This is a genomic window from Paraburkholderia sp. SIMBA_053 (genome assembly GCF_046534895.1).
Lineage (GTDB): Bacteria > Pseudomonadota > Gammaproteobacteria > Burkholderiales > Burkholderiaceae > Paraburkholderia > Paraburkholderia caledonica.
The window spans coordinates 98,557-123,095 of the sequence record NZ_JAWRXU010000005.1 but is presented as its reverse complement, the minus strand read 5'-3'; the positions used below and the strand labels follow the sequence as shown (position 1 = coordinate 123,095).

Sequence of the window (24,539 nt, the reverse complement as noted above, 5' to 3'; positions counted from 1 at the left end):
GGCGCTGCATGAGCCTGCCGGCCGGACGTGAGGCGACGCTGCTTGCGTTCGACTACGGTGAAAAGCGCATCGGCGTGGCGGTCGGCAATTCGCTGACGAAGAGCGCGCGGCCGCTCGTGATCGTGCAGAATCGCAGCCGTGAATATCGCTTCGCAGAGGTCGGCAAACTGATCGCCGAATGGAAGCCGGACGCGCTCGTCGTCGGCTTGCCGATGCATCCGGACGGCACGCCGCACGAAATGACGCAACTCGCCAAACGGTTCGGCAATCAATTGAACGGCCGCTTCAATTTGCCCGTCACGTGGATCGACGAGCGTTATTCGTCGGTTGAGGCAAAGTCGGGTATCCGCGAGGGCAAGGGCCGTGCCGACATGCTCGACGCCGAAGCCGCCAGCATCATCCTTCAGCAATATCTAGACGGACTTTCCGACCATCATGAGTTCCATTGACGCCGAAGCGCTTTATCGCGCGTTGCTCGACCAGATTCGCGCCGCGTATGGCGACGAGTTCGGTGCGGCACAAAACGGTGCCGAGGGCGCCGTGCTCGCCGGCATTTACAGCGGCGGCGCGTGGCTCGCCGAACGGCTCGCGCATGATCTGAAGCTGGCGAGTTTCGGCGTAGTGAATGTCGCGCTGCATCGGGACGACTACGCGAAGAAAGGTCTGCACTCGCAGGCGAGCCCGACCTCGCTGCCTTTTTCCGTCGACGGCCGCCGCATCGTGCTGGTCGACGACGTGCTGTACACCGGCCGCACGATCCGCGCAGCGCTCAATGAGCTCTATGACTACGGCCGCCCGGCGGCGGTCGAACTCGCGGTGCTCGCCGATCGCGGCGGGCGCGAGTTGCCGGTGGCGGCGCGCTTCGTCGGCGGCGCAGTGGATGTGCCCGCGGACGCGACGCTGGTGCTCGCGCGCGAGGAGAGCAGCGCAGGCCAGCCGCGTTTCACCTTTCACACCGAAGCCCGCGCCGATTGAGCACGGCATCGGGCGCGAGTGCGCATGCACCGCGACTCGCAGCCCGCCGCACACACGTTGAAGTCCGTTTCTCCAGCAGGTAACTCATGAACACCGCGAACCAGGCCTCTCACGACCAAGCCGATAGCGCCACCGAGCGCTTCCGCTACGGCTTCCTGAAGGGCAACCCGCAGCTCACGAAAAACGGCGAGCTGAAGCATCTGTTGTCGATTGAAGGTTTGCCGAAGGCGATCGTCAATCACATCCTCGACACGGCGAGCCAGTTCGTCAGCGTGACGGATCGCGAGGTCAAGAAGGTCCCGCTGCTGCGCGGCAAGTCGGTCTTCAATCTGTTCTTCGAGAATTCGACGCGCACACGCACCACGTTTGAAATTGCCGCGACACGTTTGTCGGCTGACGTGCTGAATCTGAACATCAACGCTTCGTCCACGAGCAAGGGCGAATCGCTGCTCGACACGATCAACAATCTGTCGGCGATGCACGCCGACATGTTCGTCGTGCGTCATGCGTCGAGCGGCGCGCCGTATCTGATCGCCCAGCACTGCGCACCGCACGTGCACGTGATCAATGCCGGCGACGGCCGTCATGCGCACCCCACTCAGGGTCTGCTCGACATGTACACGATCCGCCACTACAAGAAAGACTTCACGAATCTGCGTGTGGCGATTGTCGGCGACATTCTGCATTCGCGAGTCGCGCGCTCGGACATTCACGCGCTGACCACGCTCGGCGTGCCGGAAGTGCGCGCCATCGGCCCGCGCACGCTGCTGCCGGGCGGCCTCGAACAGATGGGCGTGCGCGTGTTCCACAACCTCGACGGAGGGCTGAAGGACGTCGACGTAATCATCATGCTGCGTCTGCAGAACGAGCGAATGAGCGGCGCGCTGTTGCCTTCGGCGCAGGAGTATTTCAAGAGCTGGGGCCTGACGCCGGAGCGGCTCGCGCTCGCCAAGCCCGATGCAATCGTGATGCACCCGGGCCCGATGAATCGCGGCGTCGAAATCGATTCGCAGGTGGCCGACGGTCCGCAATCGGTGATTCTGAATCAGGTGACGTTCGGCATCGCGGTGCGCATGGCGGTGATGGGGATCGTCGCGGGCAATAACGATTGATCCGGCAAACGCATGCGTGCGGACCCAGAACGACGCACGCGCGGCAGACAACGCAGAACCTGGCCGAATCCGGCTGATACATTAAGGCAGCGCATGAAGATTCATATTCAAGGCGGCACGCTGATCGATCCGGCAGCGGGTACCGAACAGCAGCAGGACGTTTTCATCGAGGCGGGCAAGATCGTCGCGCTCGGCAACGCGCCCGCCAATTTCGAGGCGACGCAAACCATCGACGCGCGCGGTCTGCATATCGCGCCGGGTCTCGTCGACCTGTCGGCGCGTCTGCGCGAGCCGGGCTATGAACACAAGGCCACGCTCGAATCCGAAATGTCCGCGGCGCTTGCTGGCGGCGTGACGAGTCTCGTTTGTCCGCCGGACACCGATCCGACGCTCGACGAACCCGGCCTCGTCGAAATGCTGAAGTTTCGCGCGCGTAATCTCGACCAGGCACATGTGTATCCGCTCGGCGCGTTGACGGTCGGCCTGAAGGGCCAGGTCATCACCGAAATGGTCGAGCTCACGGAAGCCGGCTGCATCGGCTTTTCGCAGGCCGACTCGCCGGTGGTGGATACGCAAGTGCTGATGCGTGCGCTGCAATATGCGAAAACCTATGGCTACACGGTGTGGCTGCGTCCTGTCGACGCGTATCTCGGCAAGGGCGGCGTGGCCGCGAGCGGTGCGCTCGCGTCGCGGCTCGGCCTGTCCGGCGTGCCCGTCGCGGCGGAAACCATCGCGCTCCATACGATCTTCGAACTCGTGCGTGTGACGGGCGCGCGGGTGCATCTGTCGCATGTGTCGTCGGCGGCGGGCATCGCGCTCATGCGCGAGGCGAAAGCCGAGGGCTTGCCGGTTTCGTGCGACGTCACCGTGAACCACGTGCATCTGATCGACCTCGACATCGGCTACTTCGACGCGCAGTTCCGGCTCGACCCGCCGCTGCGTCAGCAGCGCGATCGCGAAGCGATCCGCGCGGGTCTCGTCGACGGCACCATCGACGCGATCTGCTCCGATCACACACCGGTCGACGACGACGAAAAGCTGCTGCCGTTTGGCGAAGCCACGCCGGGCGCTACCGGCCTCGAGCTGTTTCTGTCGCTGACGGTGAAGTGGGCCGACGAAGCCGGCGTGCCGCTTGCGAAGGCGCTCAACCGCATCACCGCGGCGCCGGCCGCCGTGCTCGATCTGCAAGCGGCCGGCAGCGTCGCGGTAGGCAGCGTGGCCGACCTCTGCGTGTTCGACCGTCACGCGCATTGGCGCGTCGAGCCGCGTGCGCTGAAGAGTCAGGGGCATAACACGCCGTTCCTCGGTTACGAATTGCCGGCTCGCGTTCGCGCGACCATCGTGGCCGGCCGCGTCGCATTCGAGCAGCGCTAACGTGCGCGGCATGGCTCACGCATCGGCCAGTCTGGAATTCGCATCGACCCGCAACGGAAAGCTCCGAACATGAAGCTCGCGTTACGCAAGGCTCGTCTCATCGCGCATCTGCTGCACGGCATGTGGATCGTGGCGACGCGCTTTCCGAAAGCTGACGCGGACCGGCGTCACGCGCTCAACCGCGAATGGTCGCTCAAGATGCTGCGCCTGTGCGGCATGCGGCTCGTCGTGCATAACGACGGCGCGCGGCTCGATCGCGGTGCGCTGGTCGTGGCCAATCACATCTCATGGATCGACATCTATGTGATCAATGCGTGGCGGCCCACGCCGTTCGTGTCGAAAGCGGAGATCCGCCAATGGCCGTTGGTCGGCTGGCTCGCGCAGCAACTGGATACGGTGTTCATACAGCGTGAGAAGCGTAGCGACGCAAAGCGGATCATGCATGAGCTGTCCGACCGTTTGAGCGCGGGCGAGCTAATGTGCGTGTTCCCGGAAGGCACGACGTCCAATGGACTCGCGCTGCTGCCGTTTCACGCGAATATGTTTCAGGCGGCGGTGTCGGCCGCCGCGCCGGTGCAGCCGCTATGCATCATGTACGAAGACGCGCACGGCCGGCAGTCCACGGCGCCTGCCTATATCGACGATCTCTCGCTCGCGGACTCGCTAGATCTGCTGCTGGGCGGCGGGCCGTTGACCGCACATGTGTACGTGTGTGCGCCGCTTGCGGCGGGCGTGGACCGCCGTGCGTTGGCGGCGCAAGCGCAAGGCGTAATCGAAGCCGCGTTGCAGGAGATGCGAGGCGGCACGGCAACCAGCGGCGCGCTCGTCGTGGAGCAGGCGGAATCGTCCACATCCGCCGAAACAATGATTGAACCCGCCGACAGCTCGGCCCGCTCGCCAGGCGTCTAGATCCCGTACCGCCTAATTGCCCCCGCTCGATCGGCAGTTGTCGCATTGGACCTGAGTGAGTGTGCGCTCGGCCGGGTTCTGCGCGAGCCGCACCGCTGAAAGCTTTTCGCCCCACACGCAGCCTGAGTCGAGTCCGATCAGGTTGTCGCGCAACATCAGCCCCAGCGCGGCCCAATGGCCGAACACCACGGTCACGTTCGCAGTCTTGCGCCACGGCACGTCGAACCAGGGCATGCAGCCGGGCGGCGCGGCGTTCAAGCCGCCGCTGCTGCTGAAGTCCATCGCGCCTTCCGCATTGCAGAAGCGCACGCGCGTCAACGCGCTGCACGTGACGCGCAGCCGTTCGATGCCCTTCAGGTTCGGCGTCCATAGGCTCGGCTCGTTGCCATACAGGCCGGCGAGCGTCTCCTTCCAGTTCGGCGCGCGCAGCGCCCGCTGCAATTCGTCGGCGAGTTCGAGCGTGAGGCTCACGTCCCATTGCGGCACCACGCCCGCATGCACCATCAGCATGCCGTTCTCGTAATGCGCGATGGGTCGGTGACGGACCCATTCGAGCAGGTCGGCGGCATCGGGCGCGGAGAGAATTTCGTCGATCGTGTCGCCCTTTTTCGACTTGCGAATTCCCGCCGACACCGACAGCAGATGCAGATCGTGATTGCCCAGCACCGGCACCGCGCGATCGCCGAGCGCGATGATGTCGCGCAGCGTGGCAAGCGATTCGGCGCCGCGGTTGATCAGATCGCCCGCGAACCATAGCGGCGTGCCGGCTGGCGGCGCGGCCTTCGCGAGCAGTCGCTGGAAAGGCGTGCGGCATCCTTGCAGATCGCCGAAGGCAAGAGGCACAGGGAACTGCTGCGAAATTGGCGGAGGGGATGAAGGCGCGGTGGAGGGTGTCATCGAGGGAATGTTTGCGGTTCGATACACGCGGCGGCGCACGGAGCGTGCCGCGTTGGGCAATGCAGCAAGCGAGCGTGACATAATAGCCCGTTTGAAGCGCCGGTATCGCGCCATGCTTGCGCTGCCGCTGTTGTCGGGGCACGCAATGAACGACCAGCGCGATATTGCATCACAACAGGATGACTCTCGTGAACGGAGAAAGCATGTCGTCTTCCCATGCGAAGCAACCGGTCCGCACGCTCGTCACCGGGGCGAGCGGCTTCACTGGCCGCTATCTGGTCGATAACCTGCTTGGTCGCGGCCATACCGTGATCGAAACCTTCGCCGGCCGCGACGAGCGGGAAACGCCCACGCGTTTGAGGCTCGATATCACCTCGCCGGAAAACTGCAGGCGCGTGATCGAAACGGCGCGGCCCGACTTTATCGTTCATCTCGCCGCCATCAGCTTTGTCGGCCACGACGATCCGCTCGACTTCTACCGCGTCAACGTGATCGGCACGCTGAACCTGCTGGAGGCGTGTGCGGCGACCGGCCATTCGCCGCGCAAGGTGCTGATTGCGAGCAGCGCCAATGTGTATGGCAACGTGACGAGCGACGCGATCGACGAAAGCTTTCCGCTCACGCCGGTCAATCACTACGCGGCCAGCAAGGCGGCCATGGAAACGATGGTGCACACCTGGTTCGACCGGCTGCCCATCCTGATCGTGCGTCCGTTCAACTACACGGGCCGCGGACAGGCGTCGAACTTCCTCGTACCGAAGATCGTCGAGCACTTCGCGCGGCGCGAGCCCTCTATCGAACTCGGCAATATCGACGTCGCACGAGATTTTTCCGACGTGCGCTACGTGGCGAGCGCTTACGAGGCGCTGCTCGATTCCGAGGCCGCTTCAGAGACCGTGAACGTGTGCACTGGCACGCCCTATACGTTGCGCGAGATTCTCTCGGCCGCAAGCGACCTGACCGGCCATGAGTTGCAAGTGCACATCAATCCCGCTTTCGTCCGGCAAACCGATGTCAAGGTGCTCGCCGGATCGCCCGCGAAGCTACGCTCGCTGGTACCCGAAGTCCAGGCCATTCCGTTCATGGATACGCTGCGCTGGATGCTGGCCGCCTGAAACGCAGGGATCGGGCGCTCGCTCGTCCTTCATTGCTGCCCGCTCCGCAAGGGGCGCGGCCTTCAATCAATCCTTTTCGACAACGCTTCACGGTGCGCCGCGCGCTGCCGTGAGGTAACGCGTCGTGCCGCGACAGATCGCATTGGCGCGGAGCGGCGATCCGGTAAGCATGAGCCGCTCGCAAACGGCGTCGGCAATTCCGCCCGAATCAAAACTTGTCAAGCTGTTTCAAGTTGTTAGGGTTCTAGTTTTTGTTCAGGGCCGCTTTATAATCGGGGCTTTTATAAGATTGGCGTCTGAGCGTCCGCTTTGTTGCGGAGTGCAGCCGCCGAGAGAATCAGACTCCACAATGCGCGCGGGCCGGCCGACCAATGCCGGGGCTGTCGCAAATATCTGGAAGGGAATTTCATGATCCTGGTTACGGGCGGTGCCGGCTTTATCGGCGCCAATTTCGTGCTCGACTGGCTGAATACGTCGGACGAAGCGGTGCTGAATGTAGACAAGCTGACCTATGCCGGCAATCTCGGCACGCTCAAGTCGCAACAGGGTAATGCGAGGCACGTGTTCGTGCGCGCGGACATTTGCGACCGTGCCGCCATGGACGCGCTATTCGCCGAGCACAAGCCGCGCGCCGTGCTGCACTTCGCGGCCGAAAGCCACGTGGATCGTTCGATTCACGGCCCGGCCGATTTCGTGCAGACCAACGTGGTCGGCACGTTCACGCTGCTCGAGGCCGCGCGAAGCTACTGGAACACGCTCGGCGACGCGGACAAGACCGCATTCCGCTTCCTGCACGTCTCGACCGACGAAGTCTTCGGCTCGCTTTCCGCCACCGATCCGCAATTCTCCGAGACCACGCCGTACGCGCCGAACAGCCCTTACTCCGCGACCAAGGCCGGCTCCGACCATCTGGTGCGCGCCTACCATCACACGTACGGCTTGCCCACGCTCACCACGAACTGCTCGAACAACTACGGTCCGTACCAGTTCCCCGAAAAGCTCATTCCGCTGATGATCGCCAACGCGCTCGGCGGCAAGCCATTGCCCGTATATGGCGACGGTCAGAACGTGCGCGACTGGCTGTATGTCGGCGACCATTGCAGCGCGATTCGCGAAGTGCTCGCGCGCGGCACGCCGGGCGAGACGTACAACATCGGCGGCTGGAACGAGAAGAAGAACCTCGACGTCGTGCACACGCTGTGCGATCTGCTCGATCAACTGCGCCCGAAGGCGGGCGCTTCGTATCGCGATCAGATTACGTATGTGAAGGACCGTCCGGGCCACGACCGCCGTTATGCGATCGACGCTCGCAAGCTCGAACGCGAACTCGGCTGGAAGCCCGCGGAAACGTTTGAAACAGGTCTTGCAAAGACGGTGCAGTGGTATCTCGACAATCAGGCGTGGTCTGACGAAGTCGCTTCGGGAGACTACCGGAAGTGGGTTGAGACCAACTACGCGCAACGCGCGTAAGGGCACGGCAATGGCGCGCAAAGGCATTATTCTCGCGGGCGGTTCGGGCACCCGGCTCTATCCGATCACGCATGTCGTCTCGAAGCAGTTGCTGCCTGTCTACGACAAGCCGATGATTTATTACCCGCTCTCCACGCTGATGGTGGCGGGCATTCGCGACGTGCTGATCATCTCCACGCCGCAGGATACGCCGCGTTTTGAAGCCATGCTCGGCGACGGCAGCCAGTGGGGCATGAACATTCAGTACGCCGTTCAGCCTTCGCCGGACGGCCTCGCGCAAGCGTTCATCATTGGTCGCGAGTTCGTGGGTAATGACCCCTCGGCGCTGATTCTCGGCGACAACATTTTCTACGGCCACGACCTCGCTAAGCAGCTCGAGCGCGCGAACGATCAGGCCGAAGGCGCGACCGTGTTCGCATATCACGTGCACGATCCAGAACGCTACGGCGTGGTTGAATTCGACAAGCAGTTCCGCGCGTTGTCGATCGAGGAAAAGCCGGCCAAGCCGCGCTCGAACTATGCGGTCACCGGCCTGTATTTCTACGACAAAGCGGTGTGCGACATCGCCGCGGAGATCAAGCCGTCGCCGCGCGGCGAGCTTGAAATCACCGACGTCAACTCGCATTACCTCGCCAATGCCGCGCTGAACGTCGAGATCATGGGGCGGGGCTATGCATGGCTCGACACGGGCACGCACGATTCGCTGATCGAAGCCGCCACGTTCATCGCGACCTTGCAGAAACGCCAGGGCCTCGTGGTCGCGTGTCCCGAGGAAATCGCGTACCGCCAGCAGTGGATCGGCGCCGAGCAGTTGCTCGCACTCGCCGCGCCGCTCGCGAAGAACGCGTATGGGCAGTACCTGCAAAACATTCTTACGGACCAAGTGGCATGGCCATCCAAGTAACCGCTACTGCGCTGCCTGAAGTCAAGATCATCGAACCGAAAGTATTCGGCGATGCCCGCGGCTATTTCTACGAGAGCTTCAATGCTGTCGAGTTCGCGGAGCACGTGGAGAGCGACGTCACGTTCGTACAGGACAATCATTCGCGCTCCGCGAAAGGCGTGCTGCGCGGCCTGCATTATCAGATTCAACATGCGCAGGGCAAACTCGTGCGCGTGGTCGAAGGCGAAGTGTTCGACGTCGCCGTCGACATCCGCAAGAGTTCGCCCAACTTCGGCAAGTGGGTGGGTGTGAAGCTGTCGGTGGAAAACCATCGGCAACTGTGGGTGCCGCCTGGCTTTGCGCATGGTTTCGTCGTGCTGTCCGAGTCGGCCCAGTTCCTCTACAAGACGACCGACTACTGGTTCCCCGATCACGAGCGCAGCATTGTGTGGAACGATCCGGCTATCGGCATCGAGTGGCCTATCGATTTCGAGCCGCTGCTGGCCGCAAAGGACGCGGCAGGCAAGCGTCTTGCCGACGCCGAAGTCTACGCATAAGGGGCGGCCGGATGAGCGCACAGGATGCCAAGCGGAAGATTCTCGTCACCGGCGTGAACGGCCAGGTCGGGTATGAGCTAGCCCGCACGCTGCAAGGGCTGGGCACGGTGGTCGCCGTGGACCGCTCGACCATGGATCTCTCCAATCTCGACCAGGTCCGCGCCGTGGTTCGCGACGTGAAGCCCGCGCTGATCGTCAATCCCGCGGCTTACACGGCGGTCGACAAGGCGGAAGCAGAGTCGGAGCTTGCAATGCGCATCAACGGCGAAGCACCGGGCGTGCTGGCCGAAGAGGCGAAGAAGCTGGGCGCCGCGCTGATCCACTATTCGACGGATTACGTGTTCAACGGCGAAAAGGAAGGCGCTTACGTCGAGACCGATCCCACGGATCCGCAAAACGCGTATGGTCGTACGAAGCTTGCCGGCGAACAGGCGATTGCTGCGACGGGCGTGAACCATCTCGTGCTGCGCACCAGCTGGGTCTACGGCACGCGCGGCAAGAACTTCCTGCTCACCATGCTGCGCCTGGGCGCCGAGCGGCCTGAGTTGAAGGTTGTTGCCGACCAGTTCGGCGCGCCCACCTGGTGCAACACCATTGCTACGCTGACCGCGCACATGAGCGCGCAGGCGTTCGCTGCGCAAGACAGTGCGTCGTGGTGGCGTGAGCGCTCGGGCGTCTATCACCTGTGCGCCGGCGATTCGACATCGTGGCACGGTTTCGCGTCGGCTATCTTCGAACTCGCCGACCTGCCGAACCGGCCCAATACGCTGCCGATTCCTGCCGCCGACTATCCGACGCCCGCAAAGCGTCCGTCCAATTCGCGCATGTCGAACGAAAAGCTCGCGCAGGTTTTCGGGCTCGCTGCGCCGCATTGGCGTGACGCGTTGAAGCTGTGCCTGACGGACGGTTTCCCCAAGTCGCCAGCCGCGCGTTCTTAAGGCCGTCGGCGCATGGTGCCCGGCCGCCGGTTGCAGGCGTGAACGTATCTGTGCGGCTCGCGGCACAGCGTGTCGCCCGAGCCCTCACTTGCTGACGATACTGAAAGAGGGCGAGGGTAGAATATTGATCGTCCGGTGACGCTTGTTCGGCTTGCGATATAGCGCGCCGCGTATTGCGGATAAGCGCGACACGCTCACATCGTCGGCCGGTTCGCGGGTTCTGCTGAGCATCGCGTCGCGGCATGCCGCACATGCAGGAAATGATGCGATCAAGTAATAAATACGGTATGGAAGGGGAGCCTGTGAGTATGTTGCCGATCATCCTGTGTGGTGGGGCGGGGTCGAGACTGTGGCCTGTCTCGCGCGAGTCGCACCCGAAGCCGTTCATCCGTCTCGCGGATGGCGAGAGCCTGTTGCAGAAGGCTTTTCTGCGCGCGGTCGCGCTGCCCGGGGTGAAGGAAGTATTGACGGTAACCAATCGCGAACTGTTCTTCAAAACCGAAGACGATTTCCGCGAAGTGAATACGAAGGGCTGTGCCACTTCGTTCATTCTGGAGCCGTTCGGCCGCAACACGGCGGCCGCCGTCGCGACAGCGGCGCTGCATACGGCGAAAGTGCACGGCGATCAGACCGTCATGCTGGTGCTGGCCGCCGATCATCTGATCGCCGATCAGCCAGCCTTCGCAAAGGCGGTCGTCGCTGCGCAAAAGCTTGCGCAGGCGGGCAAGGTGGTCACGTTCGGCGTGCAGCCGCAAACGCCCGAGACCGGTTATGGCTATATCGAAGCGGACGGCGAGAACGTCGTACGTTTTGTCGAAAAACCGTCGCTCGAAAAAGCCCAAGAGTATCTGGCCTCGGGCAAGTTCCTGTGGAATTCGGGCATGTTCTGCTTCACCGCGCGCACCATTCTCAAGGAGATGCAGCAGCATTGCCCCGAGATACTGGATGCCGCAGCCGAATGCATGGAGAAGTCGCCGTCGGCACAAGGCACGGACGGCGGCGCGCAGATCCGCCTCGAGCCGGGCTGTTTCGGCGCGGTGCCCGATGTGTCATTCGATTACGCGGTGATGGAGAAGTGCGAGCACGCCGCGGTGGTCAGCTGCGACATTGGCTGGACCGACGTCGGGTCATGGACCGCGCTGAGCGATCTTTCCCCGGCGGACGCGAGCGGCAACCGCGTGGAAGGCGAGGCGCTGCTCTTCGACGTGAAGAACTGCTATGTGCGCGGCGGCAACCGGCTGATCGGCGCGGTCGGCGTCGAAAATCTGATCGTGATCGACACGCCCGACGCGTTGCTGCTCGCCCACAAAGACCGCGCTCAGGACGTCAAGCAGATCTTTGCCGAACTGAAGTTGCGCGGTCATGAAACATACAAGGTGCATCGCACGGTGCACCGGCCTTGGGGCACTTACTCAGTCCTCGAAGAAGGCCCGCGCTTCAAGATCAAGCGCATCGAAGTGAAGCCCGGTGCGAGCCTCAGTTTGCAGATGCATCACCACCGCAACGAGCATTGGGTGGTGGTGAGCGGCATGGCCAAGGTCGTCAACGGAGAGAATGAGTTCTTCGTATCGACCAACCAGTCGACCTATATCCCGGCGGGTCACAAACACCGCCTTGAAAATCCGGGCGTCGTCGAGCTCGTGATGATCGAAGTGCAAAGCGGCGAATACCTAGGCGAAGACGATATCGTCCGCTTCGAAGACATTTACGGACGTACTTGAGATGGACATTACCTTTATCAACGACAGCAGCGAAGACCTGACGCGGCACACGCAAAACGACGATCTGATCGTCGGGATGAAATCGGTGCGCGTCTGGGGCACGCTCGGCTGGCATGACATCCGTCAACGCTATCGCCGTTCCGTGCTCGGGCCGTTCTGGTTCACGTTGAGCACGATCATCATGGTCCTCGTGCTCGGCGCGCTGTACTCCACGCTGCTGCACCAGCAAATCTCCGACTACCTGCCGTACCTCGCAGTCGGTCTCGTCGTGTGGGCATATCTGGCCTCGGTCGCCAACGAAGGGTGTCTCGCATTTATCGGCGCGGCGTATCTGATCAAGCAGATCCGGCTGCCGCTCACCGTGCACGTATGCCGGATCGCGTGGCGCAACTTCGTGATTCTGCTGCATAGCCTGCCGGTCGTAGTCGTGCTGCTTCTCGCTTTTGGACGCTGGCCCGGCTGGGAGTTTTTGCTCGTGCCGTTCGCGCTGGGCATCCTGTTGCTGCATGGCGTCTGGCTCGGCGTCACGCTCGGCGTGCTATGCGCGCGCTTTCGCGATATTCCGCCGATTGTCACGAACCTGATTCAGGTCGTGTTCTTTTTCACGCCTGTCATGTGGTCGCCGGAAATTCTCAAAGAGCGTGGCTGGATCGCCGACTACAACCCGCTCTATCACCTGATCGAAACGGTTCGTGCGCCGCTGACCGGCCGTCCTACGCATTGGGAGTCGTGGGCCTGGTCAATCGGCTTGTTGATCGTCGGTTTTGCATTCGCGCAATTCCTGATGAAGCGTTTCCGTAATCGCGTTCCTTACTGGCTTTGATATTGTGAGTTCTTCATCGATTGTCGCTCGTAACATCTCCGTCGAATTTCCGATTTACGAGAACTCGCATCGCTCGCTCAAGAAAGCGGTGCTCAACCTCACGACGGGTGGCCGAATCGGCCAGGACGCGGGCCGCCATGCGATCGTCAAGGCGATCGACGACCTGACCTTCAGCTTCACCGAAGGCGATCGGGTGGGCCTCGTCGGCCACAACGGCTCCGGCAAGACGACGCTTTTGCGCACGCTGTCCGGCGTGTACGCGCCGGTGCGCGGCGAACTGAAAGTGCACGGCAAGATCGCTTCGCTGCTCGACGTCTCCATGGGCCTCGACCCAGACGCGACCGGCTTCGAAAACATCTATCTTCGTGGCATTCTCGACGGTCTGAAGCCGGCGCGTATCCGCAGCAAGATCGACGAAATCGCCGACTTCAGCGAACTGGGCGATTACCTGAATCTGCCGGTGCGCACCTATTCGAGCGGCATGATGCTGCGCCTCGCGTTCGCCATTTCGACGAGCGTGGAAGCGGACATTCTGATCATGGACGAGTGGTTGAGCGTCGGCGACGCCGAGTTCAGCCTCAAGGCGGCCGAGCGCCTCGAGAGTCTCGTCGGCAAGGCGTCGGTGCTGGTGGTTGCATCGCACGATCCGTCGCTCGTTGCACGCGTGTGCAACCGCAAGATTTCGATGGAGCACGGCCGGATGATCGCGGACGAACCGGTGATCCCGCCCGCACAGAGCGAAGGCCCGCTCGTCAGTCATACCGCGCAGTTGCCGCACTGACGTCGAAGCTCCGCTGAGGCGGCGCTGACGCCGGCGTCGCAAGCGCAGCGAGCCGTACCGCGGTTAAGCTTGCGGCATCGCATATTGCGAGTCGCCGAAGCGGATCGCGCCGGTCGTAGTGCTATGCGCATCGTCCGTTTCAGGCGAAGCTTCGCGCTTAATATAAATCGTGCCGTCGAAGCACCCGTGCATCAGTCGCGGCGCTTGCGGCGGTAGCAGTCAGGCGCAAGAGAGGCGCAATAAGGTTCGAAGCCATGCGAGCTAATCATCCATTCCTGCGTTATTCCGAGTCCTTGTTCGTGCGCCAGCCGTTTCGCACGCTGAAGGGTTTTGCCGGCGGCTACATTGCCTATCCGATCGCGGAGAGCCGCGAAAAGCGCAGCGTGCGTCCGAAGATTCAGGAACTGCGCGAGCATTACACGTTGCCCGTGCCGCATCGCCGGCGAATTGCACTCGAACGCCTCGCGGGCATGCTCGAATTTGCGGGCGCCAAGGTGCCGTATTACCACGACCTCTTCAAGGTAAAGCAGTTCGATCCGGCGAAGGTCAAGCAGGACCCGCGTTATCTGGAAGAGCTACCGTATCTGACCAAGGACGTGATCCGTGAGCAGGGCACGCGACTCTTGTCGGGGCCGCTCGAAGCCGGGCAGCATCACGCGTGCAAAACCGGCGGCTCAACCGGTTTGTCCACCACGGTCTACTACGATCAGGAAGGCGCGGATTACTCGTCGGCGGTCACGAACTATTGCCGCGAGCGCATCGGCAAATTGCGCCATCGCTCAGAGCTTCACTTTGCATGCCGTTTTCCGGATCAGGTGATTCCGGAATGGCCGTCGCGCGAAGACTTCAAGTGCTTCGCAATGAACCGCAGCAATATTTTCTTCGACCGGATCGACGATCAGGGTCTCGAAGAAATGTGGCGCACACTCAAGCGCCGCAAACCATATCTCGCGCATTCGCATCCTTCGACCATGTACGCGCTTGCCTGTTATGTGCAGCGTAAATATGGCGGCGGCAAGGGATTTCAGGTGTTCGAGTCGAGCGGCGAATTGCTCGAGCCGCATACGCGCGAGATGATTGCGTCCGCGTTGCGTTGCCGGGTAATCGACCGTTATGGCCTTGCGGAACTCGGCGTGATGGCCTACGAACTCGACGGGCACGAGGGCGGTTTCCAGATTCTCGAATCGGAAGGATGGCCTGAAAGCCGGGTCTCTGAAGGCAATCCCGACGGTGCGCATGAACTCGTGTTCACGGGCTTTCGCAACAAGCTGATGCCGCTGATCCGCTACGCGACGGGCGACCTCGCCCGTGTTCAGGAAACCGACAAAGGATTCTTCCTGACCGATGTGGTCGGCCGTATTCACGACGTCGTGCCGATCAACGGCGTCGCGCATCCCACGCATCACATTCAGGACATGCTCGATCATCGCGTCGGCGGCATTCAGGAGTTTCAGATCGATCTGCGTACTTCGCCGCCTACGTTGCGCATCGTGCTCGAGCCCACCGCGAATGCCGACGAAACCACGGCCAAGTTGCGGCACTTCTGGCAGGACGCATTCACGATTGCCTATGTGGGCCACGACGATTTCGTGCGGGTCGGCAGTCGGGCTAAATTCCGTCACGTGGTGACTGCATGATCGGCGTACTGTTTTCCAACGCGAGCGCGGTAGCCGGCCGACATGTGCTGGCCGCTGTGCGGCGCTCCGTGAGCAGCATGCAGGCGCAGGCCGTATCACGCGGCGCATTACGCTCCGCTGCCTTGAAGCTGATCCTGGCAGTGGACTTACCTCAGGAGTGGGACTCGGATCTCTTCGAATGGCTGCATGCCGGGCCGCCGCGCAAGCTGATCCTGTTTGGCCGCGTGCCGGCCTGCCTCGCACGCGAGTTCAACATCGAATCAACGGCCTGGTCGTCGGAACTCGAGGCCGACAGCCGCAGCGAAGCGGCACCGTCGCGTGAATCGAGAGAGAGCCGCGCTGCGGTCTGCTACGGTCAGTTGGCTGAACAGCTGGGAGGACGCGCGTGGCGCCGTCCTTTCGAGCGTTTCGATTTCGCGGACGAGTGGAACAACCTCGGTTTCGGACGTATCCGCCACGACGGCTCGGTGTGGGCCGTGGCGCAGGCCGCGCGCGCGCCTGCCGAAGCCGAATTGGCGTCGGTGCAGGTTGGCGGCGAACGGCAATTTTCTTATGCGGCGCTGTGGGATATTGGCGCCATTAGCGTGCTGTGGGTCAACCGCGCAGTCGGACCGTGCGATTCGTTCGAGTGGCGCATCGTCGAAAACTTCCTTTCGGGCTACCGTGCGAGCGAGTTGCCGTGTCAGCCGGTGCTCAGTGAGATACCTTGGGGCTACGACGCCGCCATCACTTCACGGCTGGATTGCGACGAGAGCGTAGAGGCTTCACGCCCGTTGTGGGAAGCGTACCAACGGCTCAACGTACCCTTTTCGCTGGCCGTTGCTACGCAAAATCTTGTGCGCCCCGAAGAGCACCGGATCCTGTGGGAGCTTCTCGTCGACCAGGGGCAAGGGGCCGTGCTGTCGCATACGGCCACCCACGCGCCCAATTGGGGAGGCAGCTACGAGGCGGCGCTTGAAGAGGGACGTCAGTCGGCGCAGGCCTTGCACATCGTGACGGGCAATCGGGTGCGTTATGCGGTTTCGCCGTTTCACCAGTCGCCACACTATGCTTTGCACGCATTGGCCGACGCCGGCTACGAAGGCTGTATCGGTGGAATTATTCGCAATGATCCCGAGTTCGTGCTCGCGCGTGGCGGATTGCTTGCCGGGATGCCTGCCGGATTCGTCGGCCATAGCCAGCAGTGCATGCTTCACGGCGATTGCATGCTCGCAGACCGCGACCCGCTCGCGGTGTTCAAGCAAGCCTTCGATCTTGCCTACGAGACGCGGACGTTATTCGGCTATCTCGATCATCCTTTTTCGCCGCGCTATCAATATGGTTGGATCGACGAGGCGTCGCGCATTGCCGCGCATGAACAGTTGATCGCCTATATCCGCGGCCGTACCCGCCATGCAGTGTTCATGACGGCGGTAGACGCGCTCGATTTCCTGCAGTTGAAATCGCGGGTGCAGGTCATCGAGGAAGTCGGCGCATTCCGGATCGTGACGCCGGCCGCGGCGAATGTCCCGTATGCTTTGGGCGTCGAGTTCGCGGGCAGTCACCTCCAGATCGAGCCAGGGAAGCCATTGCAATGAAAATCATGATCGTAATGGGCACGCGGCCGGAGGTAATTAAGCTAGCGCCGGTCGCGAAGATGTTGCGTACCGAACTCGATACGGTCATTTGTGCGAGCGGCCAGCATCGCGACATGGCTGCGCAGGCGTTCGGGGTCTTCGGCATCGAACCCGACATCACGCTCGACACGATGACCGCGGGTCAATCGCTCAATGCGCTTTCCGTGCGTCTACTGGACGGCCTCGACAAAGCCATCGACGAGGTGCGTCCTGATTGGGTAATCGTCCAGGGCGACACCACGACGGCTTTTTGTGCAGGCCTAGCGGCGTTCCATCGCGGCGTTCGCGTGGCACATGTGGAGGCTGGATTGCGTACTGGCGACCTGTCGAGCCCGTTTCCTGAAGAGGCCAATCGCAGCCTGCTAAGCCGGATCACGAGCCTGCATTTTGCGCCGACGGGATTGGCGCGGCGCAGCCTGTTGGGCGAGGGTATAGCGGAAGAAAAGATCGTGGTGACGGGCAACACGGTGGTCGATGCGATCGCTGAAGTGCGCCGCAGTTGGGGCGCCACGCCGCCGAAAAGTCCTCTTCCGGCATGGCCGGGTGGCGAGCAGGAACACATCCTCGTGACCTGTCACCGGCGGGAAAACTTTGGCGACGTGTTGCAGAGCATCTGCGCCGTGTTGCGCGATTTGTGCCAGCGGTACAGCGCTTATCGCTGGATTTTCCCAGTTCATTTAAATCCCGCAGTACGCGAACCCGTGTTGCGTGAGCTGAATGGCATCACGAATCTAGAGTTGATCGAGCCCGTGGATTATCCAACCAGTCTTTATCTGATCAGCGGCAGCGCGCTAATCGTAAGCGACTCCGGCGGCATACAGGAAGAGGCGCCCACGTTCGGCGTGCCTGTTGTTGTCATGCGTAATCACACCGAACGGCGGGAAGGCACCGACGCCGGTTTCGCGACGCTTGCCGGACAGGCGCCGGCTAACATCGAGAGCGCGGTCCGTGGTTGGCTCGACGATCCGCAACGGCGCGCGGCGTTGCGCAATCGGGCCAATCCGTACGGCGACGGACTCGCTTCGCAGCGCATCCTGGACAGTCTGATGGGGCGTCCGGTCGAGGTGTTCAGTGGTTGAGCGTCACAACGCCATATTCGCAGCGCGAGATTGCGTACTCTTTTCAACCGCCGACTGGGACGAACCGTACTGGACCAACAAGCAGCACACGGCGAGCCTCCTGGCCGAGAGAGGATGGCGCGTGCTGTATGTGGAAAGCGTCGGTTTCCGCGCGCCCAAGGTTGGCAGCGGACGCGATTGGGCACGCCTGTGGCGGCGTTTGTGGCGGGGCGTGCAGTCGCTCGTGCTCGGGCCGCCCCAGCGTGCGGTCAACATTTGGGTGCTGTCGCCGTTGATGGTGCCGGCGAGGCATCATTCGCCGCTCGTCCGGGCGGTGAATCAGGCGTTACTGCGCTTTTCCGTCCAGCGTTTCGCGAAGTCACGGCGTTTCAAGGAAACGGTCGTGTGGACCTATCACCCGTTCATGATCGAGGCGATCTCCACGTTGCCGCGCGGCCCGCTGGTGTATCACTGCGTCGACGACATCGCGGCGATCCCCGGCGTCGACGTGGCGGCCTTCAATAGCGCTCAGCAAATGCTGCTGGCTCGCTGCGACGCCGTGTTCACTACCGCCAGATCGCTGCAGGAAAACTGCTCGCCGCACAACCCGAATACGCACTATTTCGGCAATGTGGTGGATGACGCCCATTTCGGTCAGGCATTGGAGTCCGGTTCGCTGCCGGCTGATCTGGCGGACATACCGGAGCCGCGGCTCGTCTATCACGGCGTGCTGTCGGATTTCAAAGTCGACTTCCCGCTGCTGTTGAAAACTATGCAGGCGCGGCCAGACTGGCATCTAATCATTATAGGCGCTGAACGGGAAGGCCAGCGCAGCGAGCTGTTTGCGCAACTCGGCCGGCTGCCAAATGTGCATGTGCTTGGATACCGTCAGTATGAAAGCCTGCCGCACTACTTGCGTGGCATGAAGGTTGGAGTCTTGCCCACCTTATTGAACGACTACACCCGCTCGATGTTTCCGATGAAGTTCTACGAATATCTCGCCGCTGGTTTGCCGGTGGTGTCGACGCCGCTCGATTTCGCTAAGGAATCTCGCGCGGGACTTGAAGTGGGAAGCGACGTTGCCGTTTTCATCTCGGCGATCGAGAAGCAGCTTGCGCGTGGCAAGCTGAGTGCCGACGAAGCTCGGGCGGCGGTCGGCGAGAACACATGGGAACGGCGTCTGGACAAGATGCTGGCAATCACGTTTGGCACTTGCGACGCGGAGCCGCTCATATGAACGTCGTCCATGTTTATCGAACCTACTTTCCCGATCCGCCAGGTGGTTTGCAGGAAGCGATTCGGCAGATTGCGTTATCGACGCGTGCCTGCGGCGTCGAGCCACGCATTTTTACGTTGTCGCCGATGCCTCAGCCAGCGGACATCGAGTTTCCAGAGGGTCGAGTGGTGCGCGAAAAGTCGTGGGCGGCGCCCGCGTCGTGCGATCTCGGCGGCCCGGCAGCGCTGTTCAGGTACCGCGAGATGGTCGACTGGGCGGATGTCGTGCATTTCCATTTTCCGTGGCCGTTCGCCGATGTGCTGAATCTGTTTGGCCGCACGAAGAAGCCGACCGTCATGACGTATCACTCGGACATCGTCAGGCAGAAGGCGCTGGGCGCTGTCTACGGTCCGCTTATGCGGCGCACGTTGCGCAGTATGTCGGCGGTCGTGGCCACGTCGCCAGCGTATGCGCGCACGAGTGAGACTCTGACGGAGTGCGTGGCGAAAGACCGGCTCAAAACGATCCCGCTCGGCATCATCGATTACCGCGACGAACCTTCCTCCCCCGGCGCGCAGCGTGACATCGGATACCGCTTGGGTCTTGTCGGAGGCGAACCGTATTTTCTCGCGCTCGGCGTGCTGCGTTACTACAAGGGCCTGCACACGCTGATCGAGGCGGCGCCCGGCATCGACGCAAAAATCGTAATCGCGGGTTCCGGTCCGGAGCGTGGGCGCCTCGCGGAGTTGGCTGCACAAAAGAAGGCGACCAACGTCGTTTTCGCAGGACAGGTGTCGCATGAAGAAAAGGTCGCCTTGCTCAAAGGCTGCCGCGCGATGGTGCTGCCGTCGCACTTGCGCTCGGAAGCCTTCGGCATGGTGCTGGTCGAGGCAGCCATGTTCGGGAAACCCGCAGTGTGCTGCGAGGTGGGCTCCGGAACGTCCTACGTCAACCAGGACGGCGAGTCGGGCTTCGTCGTGTCGCCGGAGCGTCCCGACGAACTAGGTCGCGCAATGAACACGCTGTTGCATGACAGCGCGCTGGCCGTCCGCATGGGCCAAGCCGCGCGTGCACGCTACGAGGCCGTGTTTTCGGGCGACGCATTGGGCCGCGCATACGCAGCGTTGTATAACGAAGTCGCGCGAGGTTGAGTCGACCTTGAGTGCAGGTTGAGATGGAGGCGTTGCGCTGTCGCCGACTGCCTGCATGACACCGTGATCCTTCCGCAGCGATGCTCGCAGTGGTGAGGCGCGTATACTGTGACGTTCTGTGAAGGCAGCAGGCGAGACGGTGCACCAAGCAGCGCAAAACACACGATACAACACACATGAACTCAAGTATCTCGAACAAAGCTCCGTCTATCGCAGTAGTCATTCCGTCCTACAAAGTTCGCTCGCATATTCTCGGCGTGATCGCGAAGATCGGACCGGAAGTAGACCAGATTTATGTAGTGGACGATTGCTGTCCGGAGAACAGCGGCGACTTCGTCGCGAATAACTCCACTGACCCGCGCGTGCGTATCGTGCGGCATACGGTCAATCAGGGCGTGGGCGGGGCAGTGATGTCGGGCTATGCCGAAGCGATTGCCAACGGCGCGGACGTGATCGTGAAGGTGGACGGCGACGGCCAGATGGATCCAAGTCTGTTGCCGCAGTTCGTGACGCCGATACTTGACGGCTGGGCCGACTACACTAAGGGCAATCGCTTTTACGATCTGACGCATATCACGCGCATGCCGGCCATGCGGCTCATCGGCAACGCTGGACTGTCGATCCTGACTAAGATATCGACCGGTTACTGGACAATCTTCGACCCTACCAACGGTTACACGGCAATCAATGCCCGCGCCGCGGCGCACTTGCCGTTTGACCGGATCAGCCGACGCTATTTCTTCGAAACGGACATGCTGTTTCGCCTGAATACGCTGCGCGCCGTTGTCGTGGATATTCCGATGGATGCTGTCTACGGTGATGAGAAATCAAACCTGAAAATTTCGAAGGTTCTTTTCGAGTTCACCGGCAAGCATGCAAAGAACTTTGCGAAGCGGATTTTCTACAACTATTTCCTGCGTGACATGACGGCCGCGACGTTCGAACTGATCGTCGGCGTGATCCTATTTATTTTTGGTGTGTGCTTTGGCGCGGTTCACTGGATCAGCGCGATCGCATCCGCCACGCCGACACCGCTGGGAACAATCATGCTGTCGGCGTTGCCGGTGCTCATCGGTTTGCAGTTGTTGCTAGGGTTTCTCAACTACGATGTCGCCAATGTACCGTCCCGGCCAATCAGCCGATTCCTGCCTCTCAACCCGGCACGCGCGTCTCTGCAGCTTCTTCCGGAAGATGGTGCACGAGAGCGCACCGAATAGGCCTGTATGGGCGTGTCCGATTAACCCGCATGCGTGCCGACGCCAATCCCTCCACCGCGATCTCACTTAGAGCAGCCAAAAATGACGCCTCTTCAAACCATCTGGGCCATTGCGTGTGCCTGCATCATCGCCATCGGACAAATCGCCTTCAAGAAAGCGGGCATGGAAGTGCAAAGTGCCGGCACGTGGTTCTCTCCGCGCGCCGTGCTCACCGTTTTCTTCGCGCTCGCAATTTACGCCGTTGCGACGCTGCTGTGGATCAACCTGTTGAGGTTCGTGAATCTGAACAAGGCGTATTCCTTCATGGCGCTGTGCTTTATCATCGTGCCGATTGCCAGCCATTTCGTGTTCAGGGAAACGGTCACCGCAGGGTACACGATCGGAACGACACTCGTTGTCATCGGACTGGTCATCGCAACGCGGTTCGGTTAGCCGTCTGCACTCGCTGCCGAAGTTCACTTGCTCGCGGCGGAATCGAAACAACCCTGTTGTATTCGTGTTGACACAATCGAGCAAGTGAGTTCGAAACCTTCACTGCGTGGCGCATTACTTTTAGCTGGTCAAGATGCAAAAGCTTCTAGTAGCGATTTTCTTTTTGGCAGCTTGCGTCGGTGTGTCGCCGACACGTGCTGCAACCGCTTCCTCGCAGGAATCGCGCGCGTTTCTGGATAACGTCGAGGTCAACGCGCACGCGCGCACGGTCAAACTCTCGGGATGGGCCGAGTCGGTGCACGGCGCTTCGGAACATATGAAGCTGATCGTGTCCATCGGGCACCAACAGATCGATGTCGCCGACATTCAGCGTTATGCGCGTCCCGACGTCGCTGCGGCCACCGGTCGGCGCGACTGGCTCGACTCCGGCTGGACCGCGACCGTTCCGATTCCGGCCTCGTTGTTAAGGGGTGAACGCAGCTTGCGAGTAAAAGTGCTTTTCGAGCACGACGGAGAGGTCGATTGCAAGCCCTCGGCCCCCGCCTTCACCACGCTGGTGATCGGCGCGGATACGTCGCGCCACACTGCGACGAAGGTGATCGTGCTTGTTGGGTTAGGGATGCTCGTGCTGTGCTTTCTGTTTGCGTCCCCTATCAGCGCAGCGGTATCGGCATCGACGGGCAGTCTCGTCGGCCCGACTGCGCCGCTAGCAGCCGGAGTCGTTCTCGGGTTTGCCACGCTCGTCGCGCTAGGCGTGTCCGGTACGTCAATCGGTATCACAGACGAAGACATCCCGATCGACGGCATCCTGGCAACGGTTCTGGAGGGGCATAACGAACAGATTAGAAGCGACGAATGGCGCGTGCTCACGCCCATGTCTATCGGGCAGACCCGCCATGATCCACCTTTCCCTATAGTAAATAAAAACCTCGGCCCGAATGGACACAACATGCTCATTCCGGGGATGACGTCAGTGCCGGTACTAGGTGTGCCGGCGTTGGGACGCCCGGCTACGTGGGGCTACTTCTTTTTGCCGTTGCCGCAGGCATTGGCATGGCAATGGTGGTTACCCGCTTTCGGCTGTCTGCTCGCGATGTGGGCCTGCTTCTCGGTGCTGTTCCGCGCGCAATGGCGCCTCGCCTTTTGCCTTTCGCTTTGCTTCGTCATATCGCCGTATGTGATCGCATGGTCCTACTGGCCTGCGTATGTGACCATGTTTGCGGCGTCCGCATTCTCGGCGCTGATAACTTTGCTGGGAAGAAGTGCAAGGTGGCTGAAACCTCTCCTGGCTGTGGTTCTCGGTCTCTCGGCGGCCGGATTCGTGCTGACGTTGTATCCGGCATGGCAAGTACCGCTTGGCTACCTGTTCGTGATGCTGCTCGTGGCCGTCGTAATTCGAGACTGGCGATCGTTGGACTTGTCGATTGCCGCATTGCTGTGGATTCTTGCTGGTCTCGCGCTCTCCGGCATGATCGTTGGTTTCTGGTGGCTGGAAGCGAAGGAGGCTGTCGCCGCGATGCTCGCCACGGTCTATCCAGGCAAGCGGACCGCGGTGCCCGGTGGCACCATCGATCTCTGGTTCTTCGCGCGCGGTTTCACGAATTTCACGACGCTTTATGCCAACCTCAAGGATGCTTCGAACCAGAGCGAAGTGGCGTCATTTCTGTATCTCACCGTGCCGGCCATCTGCGGCGTCATCGCCAACTGGAAGTACCAACGGACAAACCGTCCCGTCTTTATCGCGCTGTTCGCGTTTCTCGCGCTTGCGACTGTTTATCAGTTCGTTGGTTTTCCGGTTGGACTCGCGCAATCGAGCCTGTGGGGCCGCACTTTCCCGACTCGTGTCGACATCGCGACGGGACTCGCGACGATCGCGCTGATCGGAACGGCGTTTGCGCGAGACCGTGACGCGGGCGTCGGCGAAACTCCGCAGCGTGTCACGCAGATCATGGCGATCGTCGCGGCGCTGGGATGGACGGCGTTCATCTGGTTCAGTCTCAAGTGCGCGCCGACCGTGGTCCACGAACTGCTAGGTCCGGAGGCTGTGCTCGGCATGCTGGTTGTTGTGGCATGGTGTTCGTATCTTCTAGCTGCCCGATTTGCCACCGGCTTTTTCCTGTCCTTCGTCGCATTCTTGGTGTTCTCCGTGGCAACCTTCAATCCTTGGGTGGCGCTCTCAGTTCCAAGCACAGCTAATGGCGGGGTGCAGCGGAATTGCGAAAGCGGAGAAGGCCGCACGTTGGTCATTGGCTCGAACGTTCCGGCGATGACCATGATGGCGTCCGGCTGTCCGGTGATGAATGGCGTATCGTACTACCCGCAGATGAAGGTATGGGATGCACTGGATCCGGACAAGCAAAACGTCTTCTCTTATAACCGCTATCAACATCTATTTTTCAAACTGGCGGATTTGCAGGACGCCAAACATCCGGTCGTCACCGTTCCTCAGGGTGACGTGATCATCGTAACGGTCGATGCCCGCCACTTTGACTTTAGCCGTCTGCCTGTCAACTACGTCACCGTGAAGTCAGGAGAGGCGCTGGATCTGCCGCTGAACCCAACGTTGAAGCCGGCTCCTTCTCTTATCCAGGATTGGTTAAGATTCGAGGTCGCGCGCTAACTGGCGTCGTATCGCGCGGCGCGGCCGTAGATGCCGC

The 24,539-nt window shown here is 61.5% G+C and carries 22 protein-coding genes; 21 read left to right on the top strand and 1 reads right to left on the bottom strand.

Going from position 1 to position 24,539, the window contains the following annotated elements:
- Window positions 1–8: 8 nt before the first annotated feature.
- The 5 genes from ruvX (at window position 9) to SB753_RS18265 (ending at window position 4,370) form a co-directional block, all read left to right on the top strand.
- A complete protein-coding gene (ruvX, locus tag SB753_RS18285) occupies window positions 9–449 on the top strand; it encodes a Holliday junction resolvase RuvX (RefSeq protein WP_128587340.1) in 441 nt (146 codons plus the stop codon).
- On the top strand, window positions 436–975 hold the full coding sequence (gene pyrR, locus SB753_RS18280; RefSeq protein WP_410801185.1) for a bifunctional pyr operon transcriptional regulator/uracil phosphoribosyltransferase PyrR: 540 nt from the start codon (window positions 436–438) through the stop codon (window positions 973–975). The genes ruvX and pyrR overlap by 14 nt, the downstream gene beginning before the upstream one ends.
- Before the next feature lie 86 nt (window positions 976–1,061).
- Window positions 1,062–2,087 (top strand): aspartate carbamoyltransferase catalytic subunit, encoded by a 1,026-nt coding sequence (locus SB753_RS18275; protein ID WP_410801183.1) that lies wholly within the window; start codon window positions 1,062–1,064, stop codon window positions 2,085–2,087.
- Window positions 2,088–2,180: 93 nt separating this feature from the next.
- Window positions 2,181–3,461 (top strand): dihydroorotase, encoded by a 1,281-nt coding sequence (locus SB753_RS18270; protein ID WP_410801181.1) that lies wholly within the window; start codon window positions 2,181–2,183, stop codon window positions 3,459–3,461.
- Between the two features lie 69 nt (window positions 3,462–3,530).
- A complete protein-coding gene (locus tag SB753_RS18265) occupies window positions 3,531–4,370 on the top strand; it encodes a lysophospholipid acyltransferase family protein (RefSeq protein WP_410801179.1) in 840 nt (279 codons plus the stop codon).
- A 12-nt stretch (window positions 4,371–4,382) separates the two neighbouring features.
- On the opposite strand, the gene SB753_RS18260 is transcribed toward SB753_RS18265, so the two are convergent.
- Window positions 4,383–5,267: a symmetrical bis(5'-nucleosyl)-tetraphosphatase gene (locus tag SB753_RS18260; protein ID WP_410801177.1), complete on the bottom strand. Its 885-nt coding sequence runs from the start codon at window positions 5,265–5,267 to the stop codon at window positions 4,383–4,385.
- Window positions 5,268–5,470: 203 nt separating this feature from the next.
- On the opposite strand from SB753_RS18260, the gene SB753_RS18255 reads away from it, so the two are divergent.
- The 16 genes from SB753_RS18255 (at window position 5,471) to SB753_RS18180 (ending at window position 24,502) form a co-directional block, all read left to right on the top strand.
- Entirely contained in the window at window positions 5,471–6,382 is a 912-nt protein-coding gene (locus SB753_RS18255; protein ID WP_410801175.1) for a GDP-mannose 4,6-dehydratase, read from the top strand.
- 408 nt (window positions 6,383–6,790) lie between these two features.
- On the top strand, window positions 6,791–7,852 hold the full coding sequence (gene rfbB / locus SB753_RS18250) for a dTDP-glucose 4,6-dehydratase (protein ID WP_410801173.1): 1,062 nt from the start codon (window positions 6,791–6,793) through the stop codon (window positions 7,850–7,852).
- Between the two features lie 10 nt (window positions 7,853–7,862).
- On the top strand, window positions 7,863–8,756 hold the full coding sequence (gene rfbA / locus SB753_RS18245; protein WP_410801368.1) for a glucose-1-phosphate thymidylyltransferase RfbA: 894 nt from the start codon (window positions 7,863–7,865) through the stop codon (window positions 8,754–8,756).
- Complete coding sequence (rfbC, locus tag SB753_RS18240; protein WP_410801171.1) at window positions 8,741–9,292, top strand: dTDP-4-dehydrorhamnose 3,5-epimerase; 552 nt, start codon at window positions 8,741–8,743, stop codon at window positions 9,290–9,292. The genes rfbA and rfbC overlap by 16 nt, the downstream gene beginning before the upstream one ends.
- Window positions 9,293–9,303: 11 nt before the next feature.
- Entirely contained in the window at window positions 9,304–10,230 is a 927-nt protein-coding gene (gene rfbD, locus SB753_RS18235) for a dTDP-4-dehydrorhamnose reductase (RefSeq protein WP_410801169.1), read from the top strand.
- A gap of 302 nt (window positions 10,231–10,532) precedes the next feature.
- The gene (locus tag SB753_RS18230) at window positions 10,533–11,951 is read left to right on the top strand and encodes a mannose-1-phosphate guanylyltransferase/mannose-6-phosphate isomerase (RefSeq protein WP_410801167.1); all 1,419 of its coding nucleotides are present in this window, start codon (window positions 10,533–10,535) and stop codon (window positions 11,949–11,951) included.
- A 1-nt stretch (window position 11,952) separates the two neighbouring features.
- A complete protein-coding gene (locus SB753_RS18225; protein ID WP_131320506.1) occupies window positions 11,953–12,774 on the top strand; it encodes an ABC transporter permease in 822 nt (273 codons plus the stop codon).
- Between the two features lie 4 nt (window positions 12,775–12,778).
- Entirely contained in the window at window positions 12,779–13,555 is a 777-nt protein-coding gene (locus tag SB753_RS18220) for an ABC transporter ATP-binding protein (protein WP_408484227.1), read from the top strand.
- A gap of 254 nt (window positions 13,556–13,809) precedes the next feature.
- Window positions 13,810–15,192, top strand: coding sequence for a phenylacetate--CoA ligase family protein (locus SB753_RS18215; RefSeq protein WP_410801165.1), 1,383 nt, complete (start codon window positions 13,810–13,812; stop codon window positions 15,190–15,192).
- Window positions 15,189–16,769, top strand: a complete 1,581-nt coding sequence (locus SB753_RS18210) for a polysaccharide deacetylase (RefSeq protein ID WP_408484223.1) — start codon at window positions 15,189–15,191, stop codon at window positions 16,767–16,769. The genes SB753_RS18215 and SB753_RS18210 overlap by 4 nt, the downstream gene beginning before the upstream one ends.
- Entirely contained in the window at window positions 16,766–17,887 is a 1,122-nt protein-coding gene (wecB, locus tag SB753_RS18205) for a non-hydrolyzing UDP-N-acetylglucosamine 2-epimerase (protein ID WP_410801163.1), read from the top strand. Before SB753_RS18210 ends, wecB begins: the two co-directional genes overlap by 4 nt.
- On the top strand, window positions 17,880–19,103 hold the full coding sequence (locus SB753_RS18200) for a glycosyltransferase (RefSeq protein WP_410801161.1): 1,224 nt from the start codon (window positions 17,880–17,882) through the stop codon (window positions 19,101–19,103). The genes wecB and SB753_RS18200 overlap by 8 nt, the downstream gene beginning before the upstream one ends.
- A complete protein-coding gene (locus SB753_RS18195) occupies window positions 19,100–20,233 on the top strand; it encodes a glycosyltransferase (RefSeq protein WP_408484218.1) in 1,134 nt (377 codons plus the stop codon). The genes SB753_RS18200 and SB753_RS18195 overlap by 4 nt, the downstream gene beginning before the upstream one ends.
- Window positions 20,234–20,409: 176 nt before the next feature.
- Window positions 20,410–21,450 carry a glycosyltransferase family 2 protein gene (locus SB753_RS18190; protein WP_408484216.1) on the top strand — a complete coding sequence of 347 codons (1,041 nt, stop codon included), beginning with the start codon at window positions 20,410–20,412 and terminating at the stop codon, window positions 21,448–21,450.
- 81 nt (window positions 21,451–21,531) lie between these two features.
- Window positions 21,532–21,882: a 4-amino-4-deoxy-L-arabinose-phospho-UDP flippase gene (locus SB753_RS18185; RefSeq protein ID WP_408484214.1), complete on the top strand. Its 351-nt coding sequence runs from the start codon at window positions 21,532–21,534 to the stop codon at window positions 21,880–21,882.
- A gap of 133 nt (window positions 21,883–22,015) precedes the next feature.
- Window positions 22,016–24,502: a hypothetical protein gene (locus SB753_RS18180; RefSeq protein ID WP_410801159.1), complete on the top strand. Its 2,487-nt coding sequence runs from the start codon at window positions 22,016–22,018 to the stop codon at window positions 24,500–24,502.
- Window positions 24,503–24,539: the final 37 nt, after the last annotated feature.

Coding starts and splice junctions, on each gene's coding strand:
- ruvX (WP_128587340.1), top strand. CDS start 9: ATGAGCCTGCCGGCCGGACGTGAGGCGACGCTGCTTGCGTTCGACTAC.
- pyrR (WP_410801185.1), top strand. CDS start 436: ATGAGTTCCATTGACGCCGAAGCGCTTTATCGCGCGTTGCTCGACCAG.
- SB753_RS18275 (WP_410801183.1), top strand. CDS start 1,062: ATGAACACCGCGAACCAGGCCTCTCACGACCAAGCCGATAGCGCCACC.
- SB753_RS18270 (WP_410801181.1), top strand. CDS start 2,181: ATGAAGATTCATATTCAAGGCGGCACGCTGATCGATCCGGCAGCGGGT.
- SB753_RS18265 (WP_410801179.1), top strand. CDS start 3,531: ATGAAGCTCGCGTTACGCAAGGCTCGTCTCATCGCGCATCTGCTGCAC.
- SB753_RS18260 (WP_410801177.1), bottom strand. CDS start 5,267: ATGACACCCTCCACCGCGCCTTCATCCCCTCCGCCAATTTCGCAGCAG.
- SB753_RS18255 (WP_410801175.1), top strand. CDS start 5,471: ATGTCGTCTTCCCATGCGAAGCAACCGGTCCGCACGCTCGTCACCGGG.
- rfbB (WP_410801173.1), top strand. CDS start 6,791: ATGATCCTGGTTACGGGCGGTGCCGGCTTTATCGGCGCCAATTTCGTG.
- rfbA (WP_410801368.1), top strand. CDS start 7,863: ATGGCGCGCAAAGGCATTATTCTCGCGGGCGGTTCGGGCACCCGGCTC.
- rfbC (WP_410801171.1), top strand. CDS start 8,741: ATGGCCATCCAAGTAACCGCTACTGCGCTGCCTGAAGTCAAGATCATC.
- rfbD (WP_410801169.1), top strand. CDS start 9,304: ATGAGCGCACAGGATGCCAAGCGGAAGATTCTCGTCACCGGCGTGAAC.
- SB753_RS18225 (WP_131320506.1), top strand. CDS start 11,953: ATGGACATTACCTTTATCAACGACAGCAGCGAAGACCTGACGCGGCAC.
- SB753_RS18215 (WP_410801165.1), top strand. CDS start 13,810: ATGCGAGCTAATCATCCATTCCTGCGTTATTCCGAGTCCTTGTTCGTG.
- SB753_RS18210 (WP_408484223.1), top strand. CDS start 15,189: ATGATCGGCGTACTGTTTTCCAACGCGAGCGCGGTAGCCGGCCGACAT.
- wecB (WP_410801163.1), top strand. CDS start 16,766: ATGAAAATCATGATCGTAATGGGCACGCGGCCGGAGGTAATTAAGCTA.
- SB753_RS18195 (WP_408484218.1), top strand. CDS start 19,100: ATGAACGTCGTCCATGTTTATCGAACCTACTTTCCCGATCCGCCAGGT.
- SB753_RS18190 (WP_408484216.1), top strand. CDS start 20,410: ATGAACTCAAGTATCTCGAACAAAGCTCCGTCTATCGCAGTAGTCATT.
- SB753_RS18185 (WP_408484214.1), top strand. CDS start 21,532: ATGACGCCTCTTCAAACCATCTGGGCCATTGCGTGTGCCTGCATCATC.
- SB753_RS18180 (WP_410801159.1), top strand. CDS start 22,016: ATGCAAAAGCTTCTAGTAGCGATTTTCTTTTTGGCAGCTTGCGTCGGT.